The organism is Kribbella sp. NPDC050820 (genome assembly GCF_040653975.1).
GTDB lineage: Bacteria > Actinomycetota > Actinomycetes > Propionibacteriales > Kribbellaceae > Kribbella.
Genome location: NZ_JBFAHB010000012.1, coordinates 68539 through 85644, shown reverse-complemented (window position 1 = coordinate 85644; position 17106 = coordinate 68539). Strand labels below are relative to the sequence as shown.

Annotated in this window: 14 protein-coding genes; 9 read left to right on the top strand and 5 right to left on the bottom strand. The window is 70.2% G+C overall.

Annotated features, from left to right (window positions below; translation table 11 throughout):
- Positions 1–18: 18 nt before the first annotated feature.
- Together AB0H36_RS13780 and AB0H36_RS13775 are read right to left on the bottom strand one after the other, a co-directional pair.
- Complete coding sequence (locus tag AB0H36_RS13780; protein WP_360521377.1) at positions 19–795, bottom strand: ABC transporter permease; 777 nt, start codon at positions 793–795, stop codon at positions 19–21.
- Positions 792–1508, bottom strand: coding sequence for an ABC transporter ATP-binding protein (locus AB0H36_RS13775; protein ID WP_360521374.1), 717 nt, complete (start codon positions 1506–1508; stop codon positions 792–794). The genes AB0H36_RS13780 and AB0H36_RS13775 overlap by 4 nt, the downstream gene beginning before the upstream one ends.
- Positions 1509–1698: 190 nt before the next feature.
- Here AB0H36_RS13775 and AB0H36_RS13770 point away from each other — a divergent pair, with 190 nt between their 5' ends.
- Genes AB0H36_RS13770 through AB0H36_RS13730 form a run of 9 tightly spaced genes read left to right on the top strand, consistent with a single transcriptional unit; the run spans position 1699 to position 8858 of the window.
- On the top strand, positions 1699–2403 hold the full coding sequence (locus AB0H36_RS13770; RefSeq protein WP_360521638.1) for a metalloregulator ArsR/SmtB family transcription factor: 705 nt from the start codon (positions 1699–1701) through the stop codon (positions 2401–2403).
- Positions 2400–3812 carry a Fe-S cluster assembly protein SufB gene (gene sufB, locus AB0H36_RS13765; RefSeq protein ID WP_360521371.1) on the top strand — a complete coding sequence of 471 codons (1413 nt, stop codon included), beginning with the start codon at positions 2400–2402 and terminating at the stop codon, positions 3810–3812. The genes AB0H36_RS13770 and sufB overlap by 4 nt, the downstream gene beginning before the upstream one ends.
- Complete coding sequence (sufD, locus tag AB0H36_RS13760; protein WP_360521368.1) at positions 3812–5011, top strand: Fe-S cluster assembly protein SufD; 1200 nt, start codon at positions 3812–3814, stop codon at positions 5009–5011. The genes sufB and sufD overlap by 1 nt, the downstream gene beginning before the upstream one ends.
- On the top strand, positions 5008–5346 hold the full coding sequence (locus tag AB0H36_RS13755; RefSeq protein WP_360521365.1) for a non-heme iron oxygenase ferredoxin subunit: 339 nt from the start codon (positions 5008–5010) through the stop codon (positions 5344–5346). Before sufD ends, AB0H36_RS13755 begins: the two co-directional genes overlap by 4 nt.
- Before the next feature lie 25 nt (positions 5347–5371).
- Positions 5372–6133, top strand: a complete 762-nt coding sequence (gene sufC / locus AB0H36_RS13750; RefSeq protein WP_360521362.1) for a Fe-S cluster assembly ATPase SufC — start codon at positions 5372–5374, stop codon at positions 6131–6133.
- Positions 6130–7386, top strand: coding sequence for a cysteine desulfurase (locus AB0H36_RS13745; RefSeq protein WP_360521359.1), 1257 nt, complete (start codon positions 6130–6132; stop codon positions 7384–7386). The genes sufC and AB0H36_RS13745 overlap by 4 nt, the downstream gene beginning before the upstream one ends.
- Entirely contained in the window at positions 7386–7856 is a 471-nt protein-coding gene (sufU, locus tag AB0H36_RS13740) for a Fe-S cluster assembly sulfur transfer protein SufU (protein WP_360521356.1), read from the top strand. The genes AB0H36_RS13745 and sufU overlap by 1 nt, the downstream gene beginning before the upstream one ends.
- A complete protein-coding gene (locus tag AB0H36_RS13735) occupies positions 7849–8232 on the top strand; it encodes a metal-sulfur cluster assembly factor (protein ID WP_360521353.1) in 384 nt (127 codons plus the stop codon). Before sufU ends, AB0H36_RS13735 begins: the two co-directional genes overlap by 8 nt.
- Positions 8229–8858, top strand: coding sequence for an acVLRF1 family peptidyl-tRNA hydrolase (locus AB0H36_RS13730; protein ID WP_360521350.1), 630 nt, complete (start codon positions 8229–8231; stop codon positions 8856–8858). Before AB0H36_RS13735 ends, AB0H36_RS13730 begins: the two co-directional genes overlap by 4 nt.
- On the opposite strand, the gene AB0H36_RS13725 is transcribed toward AB0H36_RS13730, so the two are convergent.
- Genes AB0H36_RS13725 through AB0H36_RS13715 form a run of 3 tightly spaced genes read right to left on the bottom strand, consistent with a single transcriptional unit; the run spans position 8840 to position 17088 of the window.
- Positions 8840–9400, bottom strand: coding sequence for a hypothetical protein (locus tag AB0H36_RS13725; RefSeq protein ID WP_360521347.1), 561 nt, complete (start codon positions 9398–9400; stop codon positions 8840–8842). The two genes, AB0H36_RS13730 and AB0H36_RS13725, sit on opposite strands and share 19 nt — an antisense overlap.
- A gap of 3 nt (positions 9401–9403) precedes the next feature.
- Positions 9404–9934, bottom strand: a complete 531-nt coding sequence (locus AB0H36_RS13720) for a hypothetical protein (protein ID WP_360521344.1) — start codon at positions 9932–9934, stop codon at positions 9404–9406.
- A 26-nt stretch (positions 9935–9960) separates the two neighbouring features.
- Complete coding sequence (locus tag AB0H36_RS13715) at positions 9961–17088, bottom strand: hypothetical protein (RefSeq protein ID WP_360521341.1); 7128 nt, start codon at positions 17086–17088, stop codon at positions 9961–9963.
- Between the last annotated feature and the right edge of the window lie 18 nt (positions 17089–17106).

Below are 17106 nucleotides of genomic sequence, written 5' to 3'. Positions count from 1 at the left end.
CTCTAAAGAAGCGCTCGCTCAGTCCCATCGGAAGGTCCGGGAGACGAGGTATCCGATGACTGCCGCCCAGAGCGCCAGCGACAGCGCCGCGGCCCACGGGACGACACCTTCGATGGTCGAGTTGGCCAGCCCGCTGGCCAGCGCAGCACTCGGCAGCAGGCGTACGACGCCCTGCATGCCCGCCGGGTACTCGTCGACCGGCGTGAGCACAGCGCCGCCGACCAACAGCAGCAGGTAGATGAGGTTCGCCGCCGCCAGCGTCGCCTCTGCCCGAAGTACGCCGGCCATCAGCAGACCGAGTGACGCGAAGGCCGCCGTCCCGCACAAGACCATCAGCACGACACCGAAGACGGCGTCAGGGCCACCGACCGGCTTCCAGCCGAGTGCGAAGCCCGCGCCGATCAGCACGACGAGCTGGATCAGCTGAACGGCCAGCACCGCACCGATCTTCCCGGCCAGCAGGCCGGTCCGGGACAGGGGAGAGGCACCGAGTCGCTTGATCACGCCGTACCGCCGCTCGAAGCCGGTCGCGATCGCGAGCGACGTGAAGGACGAGGACAGCACCGCGAGGGCGAGCACCCGGGGGACCGCGTCGTCGATCGGTCGCGCGTCACCCAGGGGAAGGCGATTGCCGAGCCCGGTCCCGCCCAGCAGCAACAGCAGGCCGAGCGGGATGACCAGGGCCAGCAACAGCTGCTCGCCGTTGCGGAGGAGCAGCTTGAACTCCATCCGGGTGTGCGCGATCACCTTGGTCGGCCACGGCGCGCTTCCGGGCTGCGGTGCATAGGTTGTCATCGTGGTTCCGGCTTGGTGAGCTCGAGGAAGACGTCCTCGAGGGACTTCGTGTGGTGCTCGGTCAGCGCGTCCGGGGTGCCGGAGGCGATCACCTTACCGGCTGACACCACGTGGACCTGGTCGGACAGCTGCTCGGCCTCGTCCATCGCGTGCGTCGTCAGCACGACGGTCACGCCGTCGTCGCGCAGGTCGCGGATCAGCTGCCAGATCTCCCGGCGGCCGTGCGGGTCGAGGCCTGTGGTCGGCTCGTCCAGGAACGCGATCTCCGGCCGGCCGACGATCGCCAGCGCGAACGACAACCGCTGCTTCTGCCCACCCGACAACCGCCGGTACGGCGTCTTGCCGCAGGTACCGAGGTCGAGCCGGTCGATCAGCGTCCGGATGTCGAGCGGGTGGGTGTGCAGGGCGGCGACGTACCGGAGCATCTCGACCGCGCGGACGCCGGACCAGGCGCCGCCTTCCTGCAGCATCACGCCGATCCGCGGCATCAGCTCGTCGTGGTCGGCGACCGGGTCCAGCCCGAGGACGCGGACGCGGCCGGAGGCCGGCCGGCGGAAGCCCTCGCAGCTCTCCACGGTGGTGGTCTTGCCGGCGCCGTTGGGCCCGAGCACGGACGTCACGGTGCCGCCGGTTACGGTGAGACTGAGGCCGTTGACCGCGGCCTTCTCGCCGTACCGCACGACGAGGTTGTCGATCTCCACCGCGACTGGCACGGAAGAAGTCTAGGACCGGCCCGCGGAGCGCTCGGCCCGGGCTCGGGACGAACACTCCGGGCGTGACGCTGGTCACGGTGAGCGGCCACGCCCCGCGGGAGCGTGCGAACCGGTTAGGGGACCCTTATTTGAAGGGCCTGGTGAATTACGCGACACTGATGTTGTGAAAACTCCTGCGACGAACGGATCGGTGCCCGCGGGCGCCGCGACGCCGGCCGCGCGGGACGAGTCCACCCGGGACCGGGTCGCCCGCTCGATCCTGACCAACGGTCCGTCCAGCGCCGCGGTGCTCGCGGAGCGCCTGGAGCTGACTCCGGCGGCAGTCCGCCGGCATCTCGACCACCTGCTCGACGAGGGGCTGGTCGAGGCCCGCGAGGAGCGGGTCTACGGCCCGCGCGGCCGTGGCCGCCCCGCGAAGGTCTTCGTGCTGACCGACACCGGCCGGCACGCGTTCCACCAGGCGTACGACGACCTGGCGGCCACCGCGCTGCGGTTCATCGCCGAGGCCGGCGGTGACGAGGCGGTCGCGGAGTTCGCCCGGCGCCGGGTCGCCGAGGTGGAGAAGCGGTACCGGGAGCTGGTGGACGCGGCTCCCGAGGAGAAGAAGGCGGAGGTGCTCGCCCAGGCCCTCACCGCGGACGGCTACGCGGCGTCCACGGCGAAGGCCGCGCACGGCGAGCAGCTGTGCCAGCACCACTGCCCGGTCGCGCACGTGGCCGAGCAGTTCCCCCAGCTGTGCGAGGCGGAGACCGAGGTGTTCGCGCGACTCCTCGGCAAGCACGTCCAGCGGCTGGCCACCATCGCCCACGGCGACGGTGTCTGCACGACGCATATCCCCGGCGAACTGCCGGTTGCCCCTGTATCCCACGGCGAATCTGCGAGGACTGCACGATGACGCAAACCGCTCACCCCGAACTGGAAGGCCTCGGCAACTACCAGTACGGCTGGGCCGACTCCGACGCCGCCGGCGCGGTCGCCAAGCGCGGCCTCAGCGCCGACGTGGTGCGGGGCATCTCCACCCTCAAGAACGAACCGGAGTGGATGCTCGACCTGCGGCTGAAGGGCCTGAAGCTCTTCGACCGCAAGCCGATGCCGTCGTGGGGTGCCGACCTGTCCGGGATCGACTTCGACAACATCAAGTACTTCGTCCGCTCGACCGAGAAGCAGGCGTCGAGCTGGGAAGAGCTGCCCGAGGACATCAAGAACACCTACGACAAGCTCGGCATCCCGGAGGCGGAGAAGCAGCGCCTGGTGGCCGGTGTCGCGGCGCAGTACGAGTCCGAGGTCGTCTACCACCAGATCCGGGAGGACCTGGAGGCCCAGGGCGTCATCTTCCTGGACACCGACACCGGTCTGAAGGAGCACCCGGAGCTCTTCAAGGAGTACTTCGGCTCGGTGATCCCGGTCGGCGACAACAAGTTCGCCTCGCTGAACTCGGCGGTCTGGTCCGGCGGCTCGTTCATCTACGTCCCCAAGGGCGTCAAGGTGGACATCCCGCTGCAGGCCTACTTCCGGATCAACACCGAGAACATGGGCCAGTTCGAGCGGACCCTGATCATCGTCGACGAGGACGCCTACGTGCACTACGTCGAGGGCTGCACGGCGCCGATCTACAAGTCGGACTCGCTGCACTCCGCGGTGGTCGAGATCATCGTGAAGAAGGGCGCCCGCTGCCGCTACACGACGATCCAGAACTGGTCGAACAACGTCTACAACCTGGTCACCAAGCGCGCCACCTGCGAGGAGGGCGCGACGATGGAGTGGATCGACGGCAACATCGGCTCCAAGGTGACCATGAAGTACCCGGCCGTCTACCTGATGGGCGAGCACGCCAAGGGCGAGACCCTGTCGGTCGCGTTCGCCGGCGAGGGCCAGCACCAGGACGCCGGGTCGAAGATGGTGCACAACGCGCCGTACACCTCCAGCTCGATCGTGTCGAAGTCGGTGGCCCGCGGCGGTGGCCGGACGTCGTACCGGGGCCTGGTCGAGGTGGCGCCGGGGTCGCACCACAGCAAGTCCACGGTGCGCTGTGACGCGCTGCTGGTCGACACCATCAGCCGTTCGGACACCTACCCGTACGTCGACGTCCGCGAGGACGACGTGGCGATGGGGCACGAGGCGACCGTGTCCAAGGTCAGCGACGACCAGCTCTTCTACCTGATGAGCCGGGGCATGGCCGAGGACGAGGCGATGGCGATGATCGTCCGCGGCTTCATCGAGCCGATCGCCCGCGAACTCCCGATGGAGTACGCGCTGGAACTGAACCGACTGATCGAGCTGCAGATGGAAGGGGCCGTCGGCTGATGTCGTCCTCCGAGACCCTGGTTGCCACCGGCAACCGGGCGCACTCCCACGGCGGCGGGACGATCCCGCTGCAGGCACGCAGTGAGCGGCCGACGTCGTACGACGTCGCCGACTTCCCGGTGCCGAACGGGCGCGAGGAGGAGTGGCGCTTCACCCCGGTCAAGCAGCTCAAGGCCCTGTTCGACGACGCGGCCGGCACCGAGACCCCGAAGGTCGGGGCGGCCGGCCCGGACGGCGTCGTGATCGAGACCGTAGCGGCCGACTCGCTCAAGGTCGGCACGCCGCAGGACCGGTCGGCCGCGGTCGCGTGGAACCACGCGGCCGAGGCGCTGGCGGTGCGGATCCCGAAGGAGGCCGAGCTCACCGAGCCGGTGCACGTGAACGTCGCGAGCCTCGGCGCCCGTGGTTTCGCGCACCTGATCGTGGACGCCGGCCGGCACAGCAAGTCGATCGTGATCATCGACCACACCGGCGCCGGTGAGCTTGCGGTGAACGTCGAGATCGTCGCCGGCGACGGCGCCGACCTGCGGGTCGTCTCGATCCAGCAGGCCGACCACGAGTCGATCCACCTCGCCCAGCACGACGCGCTGGTCGGCCGGGACGCCCGGCTGCACCACGTCGCGGTCACCCTCGGCGGCAAGATCGTCCGGATCGCGACCAACGTCCGGTACGCCGGTCCCGGCGGCGACGCCGAGCTCGTCGGGGTGTACTTCGCCGAGTCCGGCCAGCACCACGAGCACCGGCTGTTCGTCGACCACGAGGCGACCCACTGCAAGAGCAACGTGCTCTACAAGGGCGCGCTGGCCGGTGACAACGCCCGCTCGGTGTGGATCGGCGACGTGCTGATCCGGGCCGCGGCCGAGGGCACCGACACGTTCGAGCTGAACCGGAACCTGGTGCTCACCGACGGCGCCCGCGCCGACTCGGTGCCGAATTTGGAGATCGAGACCGGTGAGATCGAGGGCGCCGGGCACGCGTCCGCGACCGGCCGGTTCGACGACGAGCAGCTGTTCTACCTGCAGGCCCGCGGCATCCCCGAGGACGCGGCCCGGCGGCTGGTGGTGTCCGGCTTCTTCAACGACATCATCGGCAAGATCGGCGTCCCCGAGGTGGCCGAGCACCTGCACGACGTGATCGAGGAGAAGCTGGCCCGGACCGCGGAGCTCAGTGCCTCCGCCAAGGCGGTCATCGGCCAGTGAGCGACTCCTTCGAGCGCGCCTGCGCCGTCACCGACGTACCGGACGAGGGAGTCGTCCCGGTCGAGGTCGGCGGCGTCGAGGTCGCGGTCGTGAAGAGCGATGGACAGTACTTCGCGGTGCGGGACGAGTGCTCGCACGCGCAGATCCAGCTGTCCGAGGGTGACGTCGGCGAGTGCGAGATCGAGTGCTGGCTGCACGGGTCCCGCTTCGACCTGCGCACCGGCGAACCGACCAGCCTGCCCGCGTACGACCCGGTGCCGGTGTACCCGGTGCGTCTCGACGGCGACGACGTACTCGTCGACGTGAAGAACCCCCTGAACCAGTCCTCCCTGTAAAACCGACGGAGATAGAAGAAACCTCATGGCGACACTCGAGATCCGCGACCTGCACGTGTCGGTCGACACCGAGGCCGGCCCCAAGCAGATCCTGCGCGGCGTCGACCTGACCATCAAGGGCGGTCAGACGCACGCGATCATGGGCCCGAACGGTTCCGGCAAGTCGACACTGGCGTACTCGATCGCCGGTCACCCGAAGTACAACATCACCAGTGGAACCGTGACGCTGGACGGCGAGGACGTCCTCGACATGAAGGTCGACGAGCGTGCCCGCGCCGGTCTGTTCCTGGCGATGCAGTACCCGGTCGAGGTGCCGGGGGTGTCGGTGGCGAACTTCCTCCGGACCGCGAAGACCGCGATCGACGGCGAGGCCCCGAAGCTGCGCACCTGGGTCAAGGACGTCAACACCGCGCTGTCCGACCTGGAGATGGACCCCGAGTTCGCCCAGCGCAACGTCAACGAGGGCTTCTCCGGCGGTGAGAAGAAGCGCCACGAGATCGTCCAGCTCGAGCTGCTGAACCCGAAGATCGCGATCCTCGACGAGACCGACTCCGGCCTCGACATCGACGCGCTGCGGATCGTCTCCACCGGCGTCAACCGGTTCTCCGAGCAGGGTGACAAGGGCGTTCTGCTGATCACCCACTACACGCGGATCCTGCGCTACATCAAGCCGGACTTCGTGCACGTGTTCGTCGACGGCCGGATCGCCGAAGAGGGCGGCCCGGAGCTGGCCGAGGAACTGGAAGCCAACGGCTACGAGCGTTTCCTGAAGGCAGGCGCCAAGTGACCGACGCCCGGACGTTCAGCAGTCCCCTGGACCTGCAGTCGGTCCGGGCGGACTTCCCCATCCTCACGCGCGAGCTCGCGAACGGGTTCCCGCTGGTCTACCTGGACTCGGCGAACTCGTCGCAGAAGCCGCGCCAGGTGGTCCAGGCGCTCGAGGACCACTACCTGCAGCACAACGCCAACGTCGCCCGGGCCATGCACCAGCTGGGTGCCGAGGCGACGGCGGCGTACGAGGGCGGCCGCGACAAGGTGGCCGCGTTCCTCGGCGCGCCGAGCAGGGACGAGATCGTCTTCACCAAGAACGCCTCCGAGGCGCTCAACCTGGCCGCGCACACGCTCGGCGCATCGCTGAAGCCGGGCGACGTGGTGGTGATCTCCGAGATGGAGCACCACAGCAACATCGTCCCGTGGCAGCTGGCCTGTGAGCGGACCGGTGCGACGCTGAAGTGGTTCGGCGTCACCGAAGAGGGCCGGCTCGACCTGAGCAACGTCGACGAGCTGATCACCGAGAACACCAAGGTCGTCGCGCTGACCTGGGTCTCGAACGCGCTCGGCACCATCAACCCGATCACCGACATCGCCGCCAAGGCGCACGCGGTCGGCGCGACCGTCGTCGTGGACGCCTCGCAGGCGGTGCCGCAGTTCCCGGTCGATGTCTCGACGCTCGGCGCGGACCTGCTCGTCTTCACCGGTCACAAGGTGGTCGGCCCGACCGGCATCGGCGTCCTCTGGGGCCGCTACGACCTGCTCGCCGAGCTGCCGCCGTTCCTCGGTGGTGGCGAGATGATCGAGGTCGTGCGGATGACCGGCTCGACGTACGCCGCGCCGCCGGCCAGGTTCGAGGCCGGTACGCCGCCGATCGCGCAGGCGGTCGGCCTCGGTGCGGCGGTCGACTACCTGTCCGGGATCGGCATGGACAAGATCGCCGCCCACGAGCGCGCGGTCGTCGAGTTCGCGCTCGAGGGGCTGAAGACCGTTCCCGGGCTGACGATTCTCGGGCCGACCGATGCGACCGACCACGGTGGCGCGATCAGCTTCGAGCTGGACGGCGTCCACCCGCACGACGTCGCGACCGTGCTGGACACCCGCGGGATCGCGGTTCGGGCCGGGCACCACTGTGCGCGGCCGGTGCACGAGCGGTTCGGCGTGCAGTCCTCGACGCGGGCTTCCTTCTACCTCTACACGACCCCGGAGGAGGTCGAGGCGCTGGTCGACGGCCTCGGTTTCGTCCGGTCCTTCTTCAAGGTGGCTTGATGCAGCTGGACTCGCTGTACCAGGAGATCATCCTGGACCACTACCGCAGCCCGCACCACGCAGGCCTGGCGGAGCCGTACGACGTGGAGGTGCACCACGTGAACCCGTCCTGCGGGGACGAGGTCACGCTCCGGGTCGAGCTCGACGGCGACACGGTGACCGGCGTGACGCACGACAGCGTCGGCTGCTCGATCAGCCAGGCCGCGACCTCGGTGATGACCGACCTGGTGATCGGCAAGCCGGTCGCCGAGGGGATGGCGACGTACGAGAAGTTCCTCGAGCTGATGCAGGGCCGCGGGAATGTCGAGCCGGACGAAGAGGTTCTGGAGGACGGCGTCGCCTTCGCCGGCGTCGCGCAGTTCCCGGCCCGGGTGAAGTGCGCGCTGCTGGGCTGGTCGGCCTGGCGGGACGCCACCGCCCAGGCCCTCGCCCAGACCGAAGCGCAGCACAAAGGAGTGAGCAATGGCTGACCAGACCGACGAGAAGATCGAGCTGCCCGAGGTCGACCTGACCGCGGCGGCTCAGCCCGGCACGGAGCCGGCCAAGGTCGAGGACGTGAACGAGGCGCTCAAGGACGTCGTCGACCCTGAGCTCGGGATCAACGTGGTCGACCTGGGCCTGATCTACGGGATCACCGTGGACGACAGCAGCACCGCGATCATCGACATGACGCTGACGTCGGCGGCCTGCCCGCTGACCGACGTGATCGAGGACCAGACCCGGATGGCGCTGGACGGCCTGGTCAACGACTTCCGGATCAACTGGGTCTGGATGCCGCCGTGGGGTCCGGAGAAGATCACCGACGACGGCCGCGACCAGCTTCGCGCCCTCGGCTTCAACGTGTGAGCAGAGTTGTTTCGGTCGCACCGGAGAGGCTGGACAAGTGGCTGGCCGGATTCGGTGAACGCCACGGCGACGTCTCGTTCGACGTAGCACCGCATCAGGTGACGGTGTCTGCGGCGGACGGAGCGATCGCCGTGGTGGAGATACCCTTCCAGCCCCTCGCGGATCTCAGCCGCGAGGGGCTGCTCGCACATGTGACCGGCGAGCACCGGCTGGGTGTCCTCCTGGTACGCCGGGGCGGGTACGGCGCCGGTGTGTTCGTGGGGAGCCGGCTCGTCGACTCGAAGGTCGGCTCGCGGCATGTGCAGGGGACGACGAAGGCGGGTGGGTGGTCGCAGCAGCGGTATGCGCGGCGGCGCGACAACCAGGCCCGGGAGGCGTTCGCGGCCGCGACGGAGGTCGCCGTACGGATCCTGGCCTCGGCGCAGCTCGACGCGTTGGTGTGTGGGGGAGACCGCCGGGCCGTCGACACCGTCCTCGAGGATCCGCGCCTGAAGGACCTGGCCGGCCTGGTCCGGCCGCCGTTCCTCGGCGTACCGGACCCCAAGCAGAAGGTCCTCGAGCAGGCCGGCGTGGACGCCCGCGCGATCCGGATCGAGCTGACCGACCCTCAGGACCTGTTGTCGTAGAGCGCGCGGAAGTCCTGCAGCGTGCCGCGGTAGTACTCAAGGTCGTCGGTCAGCTTGGCCCGTGTCACGAGCTCCGGGTTCTGCGCGCGGGACTGGCGGCCGAACTCGGACCACACGGCCTCGTCCGGCGCCACGTCGGCACCGTCGGGCAGGAACTTGAGCGCCTCACCGACCGCGTCCGCGGCGAACTCCCAGTTCAGCTCGACCGTCTCCCGGTCCTGGTCCGGAGCTCCGGTGTAGGCCATGTCCGCCGCGAGCGCCCGGCGTGCGTACGTCGCCGCCACCACGGCCCACTGCGCCGCGTCGACGAGCTGCGAGACACCCAGCCCGAAGCGGGCGCCGATCGTGCGGGCGGCGTCCTCGGAGGCGTACGGGATCTCGATCTCACCGGCCGACGACGCGAGCGTCCAGGCCTGCTCGCCCTCGGCGAGGTTCTCGCCCGGGACGATCGGGGCGGGCTCGGTGGCCGGGGCGGACTGGTCGGCGGCGGTCGTCAGGCTGACGTACACCTGTGCCTCGGCCAGCGTCCTTGCGGTCAGCATCGGTTATCTCGCTCCTGTCTCTCGGCCCCGCTCGCGGTAGGTGTCGCGGGCCGCCAGCAGCCGCTCCAGCCGGAACCGGTCCGGCTCGGCGTCCCAGAGCGCCCGGCCCTGCGGCGTCCAGAACTCGTCCTCCGGTACGGCGTCCTGCCCGGCCGGCACGAACTTGATCACCTCGTCGACCGCGGCCGCGGCGACGGCCAGCACCTTACCGGCCGCGCGCGGATCGGTGGGGACGTCGGCGGTGGCCCGGTCGGCCACGTCCAGCCACTGACCCGGATCCAGCAGCTCTGACGGCTCCGGACCGCCGAACGTCGGCCATCCCGCCACCCGGGTCTCGCGGGCCGGCAGACCGAACAGGTACTGCCGTTCGACGTCGCAGCCGGGACAGATCCCGGCGTAGCTGATCGCCAGCTCACCTTCCACGTCGGCCAGCCCGTCTTCCCACGGCGTGTCGATCGAACCGCAGTTCGGACAGGGATGTAGCTCCAGGTACAGGTGCGCCTCGTCCCTGGTCCGCGCCACTGCGAACGCCATACCGGCTCCTTCGTCGCGTTGCGCCGTCACGGACCCGCCATGGACGGGCCGCTCGTCGTCGGTGTGATGGTCCGGCTGGCAGCCGCGCCACCGACGGTCGGCTTCTTGCCTTGATTGGTCACCGGGGCCGCCGGGCGTACGGTCCGGCTGTAGTCGAGACCCTTCAGCATCGCGGTGGGAACGCCGTTCTGCTCGAGCGCGGCCGCGACCTTGGTGCTGAAGTTGCCACCGCGCTCTGTGGTGTTGAACAGCTCCCGCAGGTCGACCCGGAGGCGTCCGTCACCGGACGGGTGTGCGCTCTGGGCCATCTGCACCAGCCGCCGGTCCAGGCTGCCGAGGGCGGCGGCGAACCCGCCGTCGCTGACACCGGACAGCACGACGTGGACACCGCGCTCGTCCTGGACCGGCACAGCCTGGTAGAGCCGCTCCTGGCCGCCGTCCTCCTGCACGGCCAGCACCACGGTGGTCCGTTCGGCCATGGCCTTGTCGATCGCGGCCAGCATCGGCTGGTACGGCTGGTACGTCCGCTGTCCCGACGCGTCTTCGCCGTACTCGGTTGCTCGCATGTCCGGCTTCCCGAGCTTCTCCGGCATCGCCTGCAGTTGCAGGCCGTCCAGGGAGACGTCACCGCCGGACTCCATCTGCTGCAGGATGTCGAGGTACTCGTGGTACAGCATCCGCACGTAGAACTCGCCGCGCGCGGCGTCCCGCAGGTGCGTGGTGTTCTTGGTCGTCGGGGTGCCGCGGCCGCTGTCGGTCTGCTGGTTGATCGTGAGGTCGTAGGTGACCGGGAACCGGACGTCGACGAGGTCACCGCCTCGGGTCGCGATGGTCTCGAGCCGGGTGCCGACTGCGTCGGACGACTGCTTCTTGACCTGCTCACCGACCGAGGCAGACATCGAGACGATGCCGTTGTTGAAGCCTCCGGTCACCGTGACCGGAGCGACCTGGTTGCCGGTGGTCGAGCTCTGGACCTTGTGCTGGTAGCGCCGCACGATGCCCGACTGACCCGGTACGCCGTCGGTCAGCAGTTCGATGCCGACCGGCCGGGCGTTGACCTGGACGGCGATGGTCGTCCGGCCGTTGCCGCGCCCCATCAGCGGCTCGAGCTTGAGACCGCCCGGTCCGGTCAGCTGCTCGAACTTGGCTTCCAGCACCATCGGCAGCAGCTGGGTCCCGATCGCCACCTTGTGCTCGGCCAGGCCGGCAACTCCGAGCACGCCGGGCCGGGCCAGGTGCGCTGTCAGCCTGTTGTACAGCTCGTCGGTGACGACCGCGCCCTCGCGGTACGGCAGCATGGAGGCGACCTGTGCGCCCTCGGGCATCACGAACGGGCGGTGCTCCGGGCTGAACTCCCCGGTGGCCTGCTCGGTGCCGGCGTCAGGCGCCTCGCGGACGACTCCGCGCGGGACGAAGGACGTCAGCACGGCGCGCAGCTCGCGCGGCTGCGCGGTCGTGGTCAGCTCGGCCGGAGTCGTCCGGGTGAGCCGCCACCGCGTGCTCGACATCGCCGCCGCGCCGGCGCGGTGCACGCGCTCGACCTCGGTGGTGAAGACGACCCGCCGGGTCACCGGTGTCAGGTCGAGGTCGCCGGTGCGGTGCAGGGTGGTGTTCTGCTTGCCGCTGGCGGCCGAAACCTGCCGGATCCGGTCGGCGCTGAGTCCGCCCGACATCGACGTTCCGTCGCCGTCCTCGCCCTTCAGCTCCACGCCGCCGGAGTGGGTGATGCTGCGGCCGGTCGACTGGTCCTGGCTCTCGAAGCCGTACTTCTGGTCGAAGTCGACCGCCTCGACCTTCGGCAGACCGGGCGTGCCGTCGACCAGGATGTCGCCCTCGAAGTGCGCCTTGACGGTGACGAGCAGCAGGTCGGGATGGTCCTGTCCTTCGACCGGGATCTCGATCGGGGGAGCGGTGTAGCCGCGGGGGCCGAGCATGTTCACCAGGTGGCCCTTGAAGGCGTCCTTGGCGAGGGTCGCCTCAAGCGCGGGCGCGAGCAGTTGGTCGGTGGCCAGCCGCCCGGGCGCCACCTCCTCGACCTGCTCACGGATCTGGGGGAGCAGGTCGACGTCCAGCCGCTCCGGTCCCTCTTGCTTGAGCTCGTAGGGCTGGCTCGAGCCGAGCGTGGCGCGGTAGGAGTTGGGCAGGCCGACGGCACGCTCCTCCGCGGCCACCTGTTCGGTCCGCGCCAGAGTGTCCTCCAGGCGCTCCGCAGGTGTCGGCGCGGTGGATTCCGGGGCCTTGCCGTGCCCCATCACCTTCCGGGTCAGCCGCTCGTCGGTGTGCTCCGCGGCCAGGCCCGTCGTCACACCGGCCTTCTCCTGCTTGTAGCGGCGAACGAAGGCGCCCGCGGTCCGCGGGCTCATCTCGACCTTGTTGGTGAGGTACCGCTCGGCCACGTCCGCTGCGATCGGCAGCGGCAGGTCGAACTGCTCACGCCCGTACAGCTCCAGGGCGGTGTACTCCGGTATCACCTTCTGGACCAGCGCGTCCTGCAGCGGCACGGTCTGCACGACCTTGCCGTCCTGCATCACGTCGGCCACCAACCGGTGCCGCTCGAGCAGCTCGTAGTGCATGCCGGTGTTGATCAACAGCCGCTCGTCGCCCGACGTCTGACTCGTGCCGGTGGACTGCGACCGGCCGGCGACTCTGCCGACGTTCACCTTGCCGGTCGTCGTGGACGGGTCGCCTGGTGTGGCGGCCGGTCCGCCGCCGCCTTCGAGCCCGACCCCGCCCGAGGTCGAGCTGCCGGAGGTGAAGCCGGTGTCGACCATGGTGAGGTTGATGTCACCGGTGACCTGGTAGTTCATCGCCGCGAACGTCTGGCTGACCGGTTCGCTGCGGATCACGATCTTGTAGCTCTGCGGCAGCACCGTCCGGTCTTCCAGCGCCTGCGCCGGGTTCGCGGGCGCCGGCGTGATCACCAGCGGCAGCTCGTACCGGCCGTCGGTGATCCACTCCTTGTTGGAGAGCATGGCCTCCGGGGACAGCGCGGCGTGCAGCTGTGCGAAGCCGACGGTGTCCGCGCGGATCGCGTCGACCGCTGAGTACAGCCGGTCGGCCGGGTTACCGGCGTCCATCGCGACCGGGATCGACCGGCTGACGGCCTCTGGGTGCGGCGGCTGCGGGTCGGCCGCGAACTCGGGCTCCTCGGCCTGCGCCAGCGAGCTGTCGTACGCCACGGACATCGTGCCGACGACGTCGGCCAACGGCTCGGAGTCGCCGTCCGGGGTGACCTCGGTGAAGGTGATCCGGATCTTCTGGTCGAGGTTGTCGACCGGTGCGGTGCTCTCGTGCAGCGTGACCCGGTTGATCCGGCTGCCCACCGTCTGGCTGAAGGATCGCGCCAGGGCGTTGCGGCTCAGCTTCACGCCCAGCCGGCCGAGGAAGCCGGGCTGTCCCTCCGCCGGTCCGTCGCCGGCCCCGATGCCGCCGGAGACCGGAACGGATCGCGAGCGGCCGAGCATCGCCTGGATCGCCCGAGAGCTGATGCCGAGCCGGGTGACGGTCCGGGACGGGTTGCTGCCCGCGGGCTTGACGTCGCCGAAGTCCTGCGTGACCTTCAGCCGGAACAAGCGGTCCCGCGGCGTGCGGCCGGAATGGTCGACGAGGTGAATCATCAGGCCGGACTGGCAGGCCGTGTTCATCGCGCTCACCATCCGGTAGTCGGTGAACGCCTCCACCACGCGGTCGTAGTTCCGCTGCTGAGCGGTCCGCTGCCGGTTGGACGGCTCCTTGTCCTCGAGGGGCTGGAAGTCGTTGTCGAGCGGAGGCACCAGGCCCAGTTCGCTCAGTTTGGTGAGCGCCTGCTGCCGGGCCTCGTCGACGCCGGTGAGCCCGTCGGGCAGGGCCTTGCCCGTGCCGCGCATCTGGTTCTCGCCGGTCCCGTGCCACGGCGGCACGGTCTGCGGACCGGCGGGCGGTTCGGGGTCGCCGACCAGGAGCGCGCGCCCGTGCTGGTCGAGCCGGATCTCGCTGTCGTCGTCCCGCAGTACGGCGTCCTTGCCGGCCGCGGCGCCCGTCCGCAGCAGCCGGTTCGCCGTCAGCCGCAGCTTCGCCTGGCAGGTGTCGGAGACGACCACCGGCTCGGTGTCCGGATCGCCGATCTTGCGCAGCGTCGCGGTGACCTTGAGGTCGACCAGGACGCCTTGGGTCGGCGACATGTCGCGGTCGACCACCGGCGTGATCGCCGTCGTACTGAGGTTCAGCCCGCCCTGGCGGGAGACGTTGCGGCCGGCCGAGACGTTCGCCGACAAGTCCACGGTGCTCGAGCCGACGTCGGACAGCGCCGTCGGGCTGGGCAGGTAGGCCGGAACGGGCTGGGCCGGATCGAGCGGTGTGCCCGGGTAGGCGACCGACGCCGAGCCGGACAGCGAGGTCCCCGAGGCGCGGCTCGCGCTGGTGGCGGCGAAGTCGACCTCGACCTTCTCCTGGCCCATCTCCCCGCTGCACGCGCCGACCAGCTCGGCGGTGGCCCAGACCGGCTCGACCTCGACCGTGAGCCGGTACGCCGACTCGCCGCCGACCTGGATGGTCCGGCTCAGCCCGCCGGGCTTGGCGAACTCGCCCAGCAGCCGGTACGGGTCCTCGGTGACCCGCCCGAGGATCTGCTCGTACCCGATCCGGTCGATCGCGCCGAGCTTCTGCGTGGCCTCGATGACGAGGCGGTCGTTGAGGTCGTGCAGGCCGGTGATCCGGTTGACCGTGTGCCGCGGGAACCCGGCGTCGAGGTCGGCCGCGAAACCGAGTTGCTCCAGCGTCACGGTGTCGGCCTGCGCCTTGACCGTGTAGGGGCTCGGGACCCAGGTCAGCTGCTCGCCGGCGCTGACGGTCGTGACCGCCGACCACGGCTCGGTCGGCGAGTTCCGGACCTGGATCTCGTACTCACCGGTCCAGCTGTAGGGGACTGACTCACCCTTGTGTACGTCGACCCAGCCGAGCTGAGCGTGGGTGCTCGCGCCGGCGGTCTCGGCGAGCGTCTTGCCGGTGTTGCCGTCGACGCGCGGCGCGAACACCTGCGAGGCCGCCTGGACGGCGGATCCCGGCGGTGCGGCGGCCAGGAGCGGCTGCAGGTTGAGGCCGACGGAGACGTTGCGGGCGTGGGTGTCGGTGATGGAGTTGTTGTGGCCGCCCTCGCCGAGGGTGGCGGACATCTGCTCCGCCATGTCGTAGTCGAGGTCGGTCCGCTCCCGCAGGTTCTCGGCCTTCACCCGGACCCGGACCTGCCGGACCTTGCCGACGGCGTCGTCGGGTGAGCCGGCGACGCTGAAGACCATGCCGTCCGAGAAGAGCTTGCGGTACTGGGCGCCCGGGACCGGGAGTGGACCGGTGTCGGCAACCTGCACGCCGCTCTGGTTCGCCAGCAGTGCCGCGTTGATCGCCTCGACCGGCAGGTTCAGGTGCTGGTCGGTCGGCACGCCTGTCTCGAGATGGTCGACCGGCAGCGCCGCGCGCAGGCTCGCCTGGTACTCGTCCGTCTTGGCGGCAGCCTCGCGCGCCAGCTCGGCGATCTGCTCCGGCTCGTGGTCCGGGTCGTCGATCCGGGCGAGCATGGCCTGGTAGCCGGCCAACGCCGCGCCTGCGTCGTTCGCCGCCTGCTGGTAGGCGTGCGCCAGCTCGGTGTGGCGGCGTGCCTTGGCGAAGGCGGCGGTCGCCTCGGCCCGCAGCTTCCGGGCTCGCTCCGGCGCACCGCGGTCCTTGAGCAGATCCTCGGCCTCGGCCAGGTCGACTTTGCTGGTCGCCTGATCGGCGGTCGTTGCCGCACTGTCGACCTTGGTGTCGGCCTGGTGCTGCAGGTCTGCGGCGGCAGCTTCGAGCTCGGCGATCTGGTCGACGACCTGCTGTCGCAGATGCTCTGGCGTGTTCGCTTCGGGGTTGGCTGCTGCGACAGCTCGTTCGGCGGCGATGCCATCGACGGCCGCGCTGGGGGAGTAGGTCGAGTCCTGCGCCCAAGGAAGGGTCGGCATGGTGCCGCTGCGCCACCAGATCGCGCCGGCCTGGAGGCGGATGTCGCGTTCCAGGTCCGCGACACTGCGCGGTCCGCTCGGCTGACCGTTCGCAAGGGTTTCGGCCTGGGCCTGTTCCCTGTCCCGGGACAGCTGCTGGTAGGCGGTGTAGTCCTCGTTGAGCCGCTGCTCGCGCCGCTCCGAGCCGAGCATCGAGCGCACCTGGCCGAGGATCCCGCGCGGCCGTTCAGCCTGCTCGGCCTGCATCTGCTGCGTCATCCGGCTGAGCTGGCGGACCCAGATCTGCCGGTACTGGTGCTCTGGCACCCACGGCGCGATCCGTAGCACGTGCGGGTCGTTCGCCGTACCAGACCGGAGTGTGCCCTGGGCTGCCAGGCCGCGGTTCGTCGGGAGGATCTCGACGCGGACGTGCTGCGGTGCGTCGCGGGTGGTGAGCGTCATCGTCGCCAACCGGGACTGCCGGCTCACGGCTGGCCGGCTGGTGACGGACGAACCCAGGTCGGCCTCACCCAGCTGTGTCAACGCAGCCAGTGCGGCCAGCTCGCTCTGCTGGGGATCTGCGGTGGCCGTGCGGCCCGTGGGGTCCAGAGCAGTCCCGCGGACGACCTGAGTGTCGGTGCGCCGGTGGCTGACGCCGACCGGGTTCCGGTGGCGGCCGCTGCGTCGCTGCGCAGGGGCCGGCGTACCGAGCTGGCTGGCGTTGCGGCTGATCTGCTGCGCTGCCGAGACGATCGCCGTGGCGACCGGGACTCTGGTCTCGCCAGGCATCGCGGCGAGCCGTGCGGCCGCCTCGCTGGACTCCTGCGCGTGCAGCCGCAGCGCGAGGCGAAGCATCGCCTCACCCTCGGTACGACGCGACTGGTCCAGCCCGGGCGTGTGCAGCAACCGGTCGAGCGCGTCCGTCGCGCCGGCTTCGGTCGACTCGCCACGGGCCCGGGCGATCTCCGTGCCCAAGGTTGCGACGGCCTCGGCGAGCATGCGCTCGTCACTGATCCGGTCTGCTGCGCGGGCGCTGAGTTTCTCCTCCAGCGCCCGGGCGACGTCCGCCGGCAGCACGTCCCGCCGGCTCGTCAGCCAGATCCGCCCGTCACGCAGCGGCACGGCTGACGGCACGACGATGCCCAACGCGGTTCCGAGGGTTGCGCGAGCGCGACCCGCCGGATCCGGGGCGGTGACACCAGGCGTCGTCAAGACGACCCACCCCTCCCG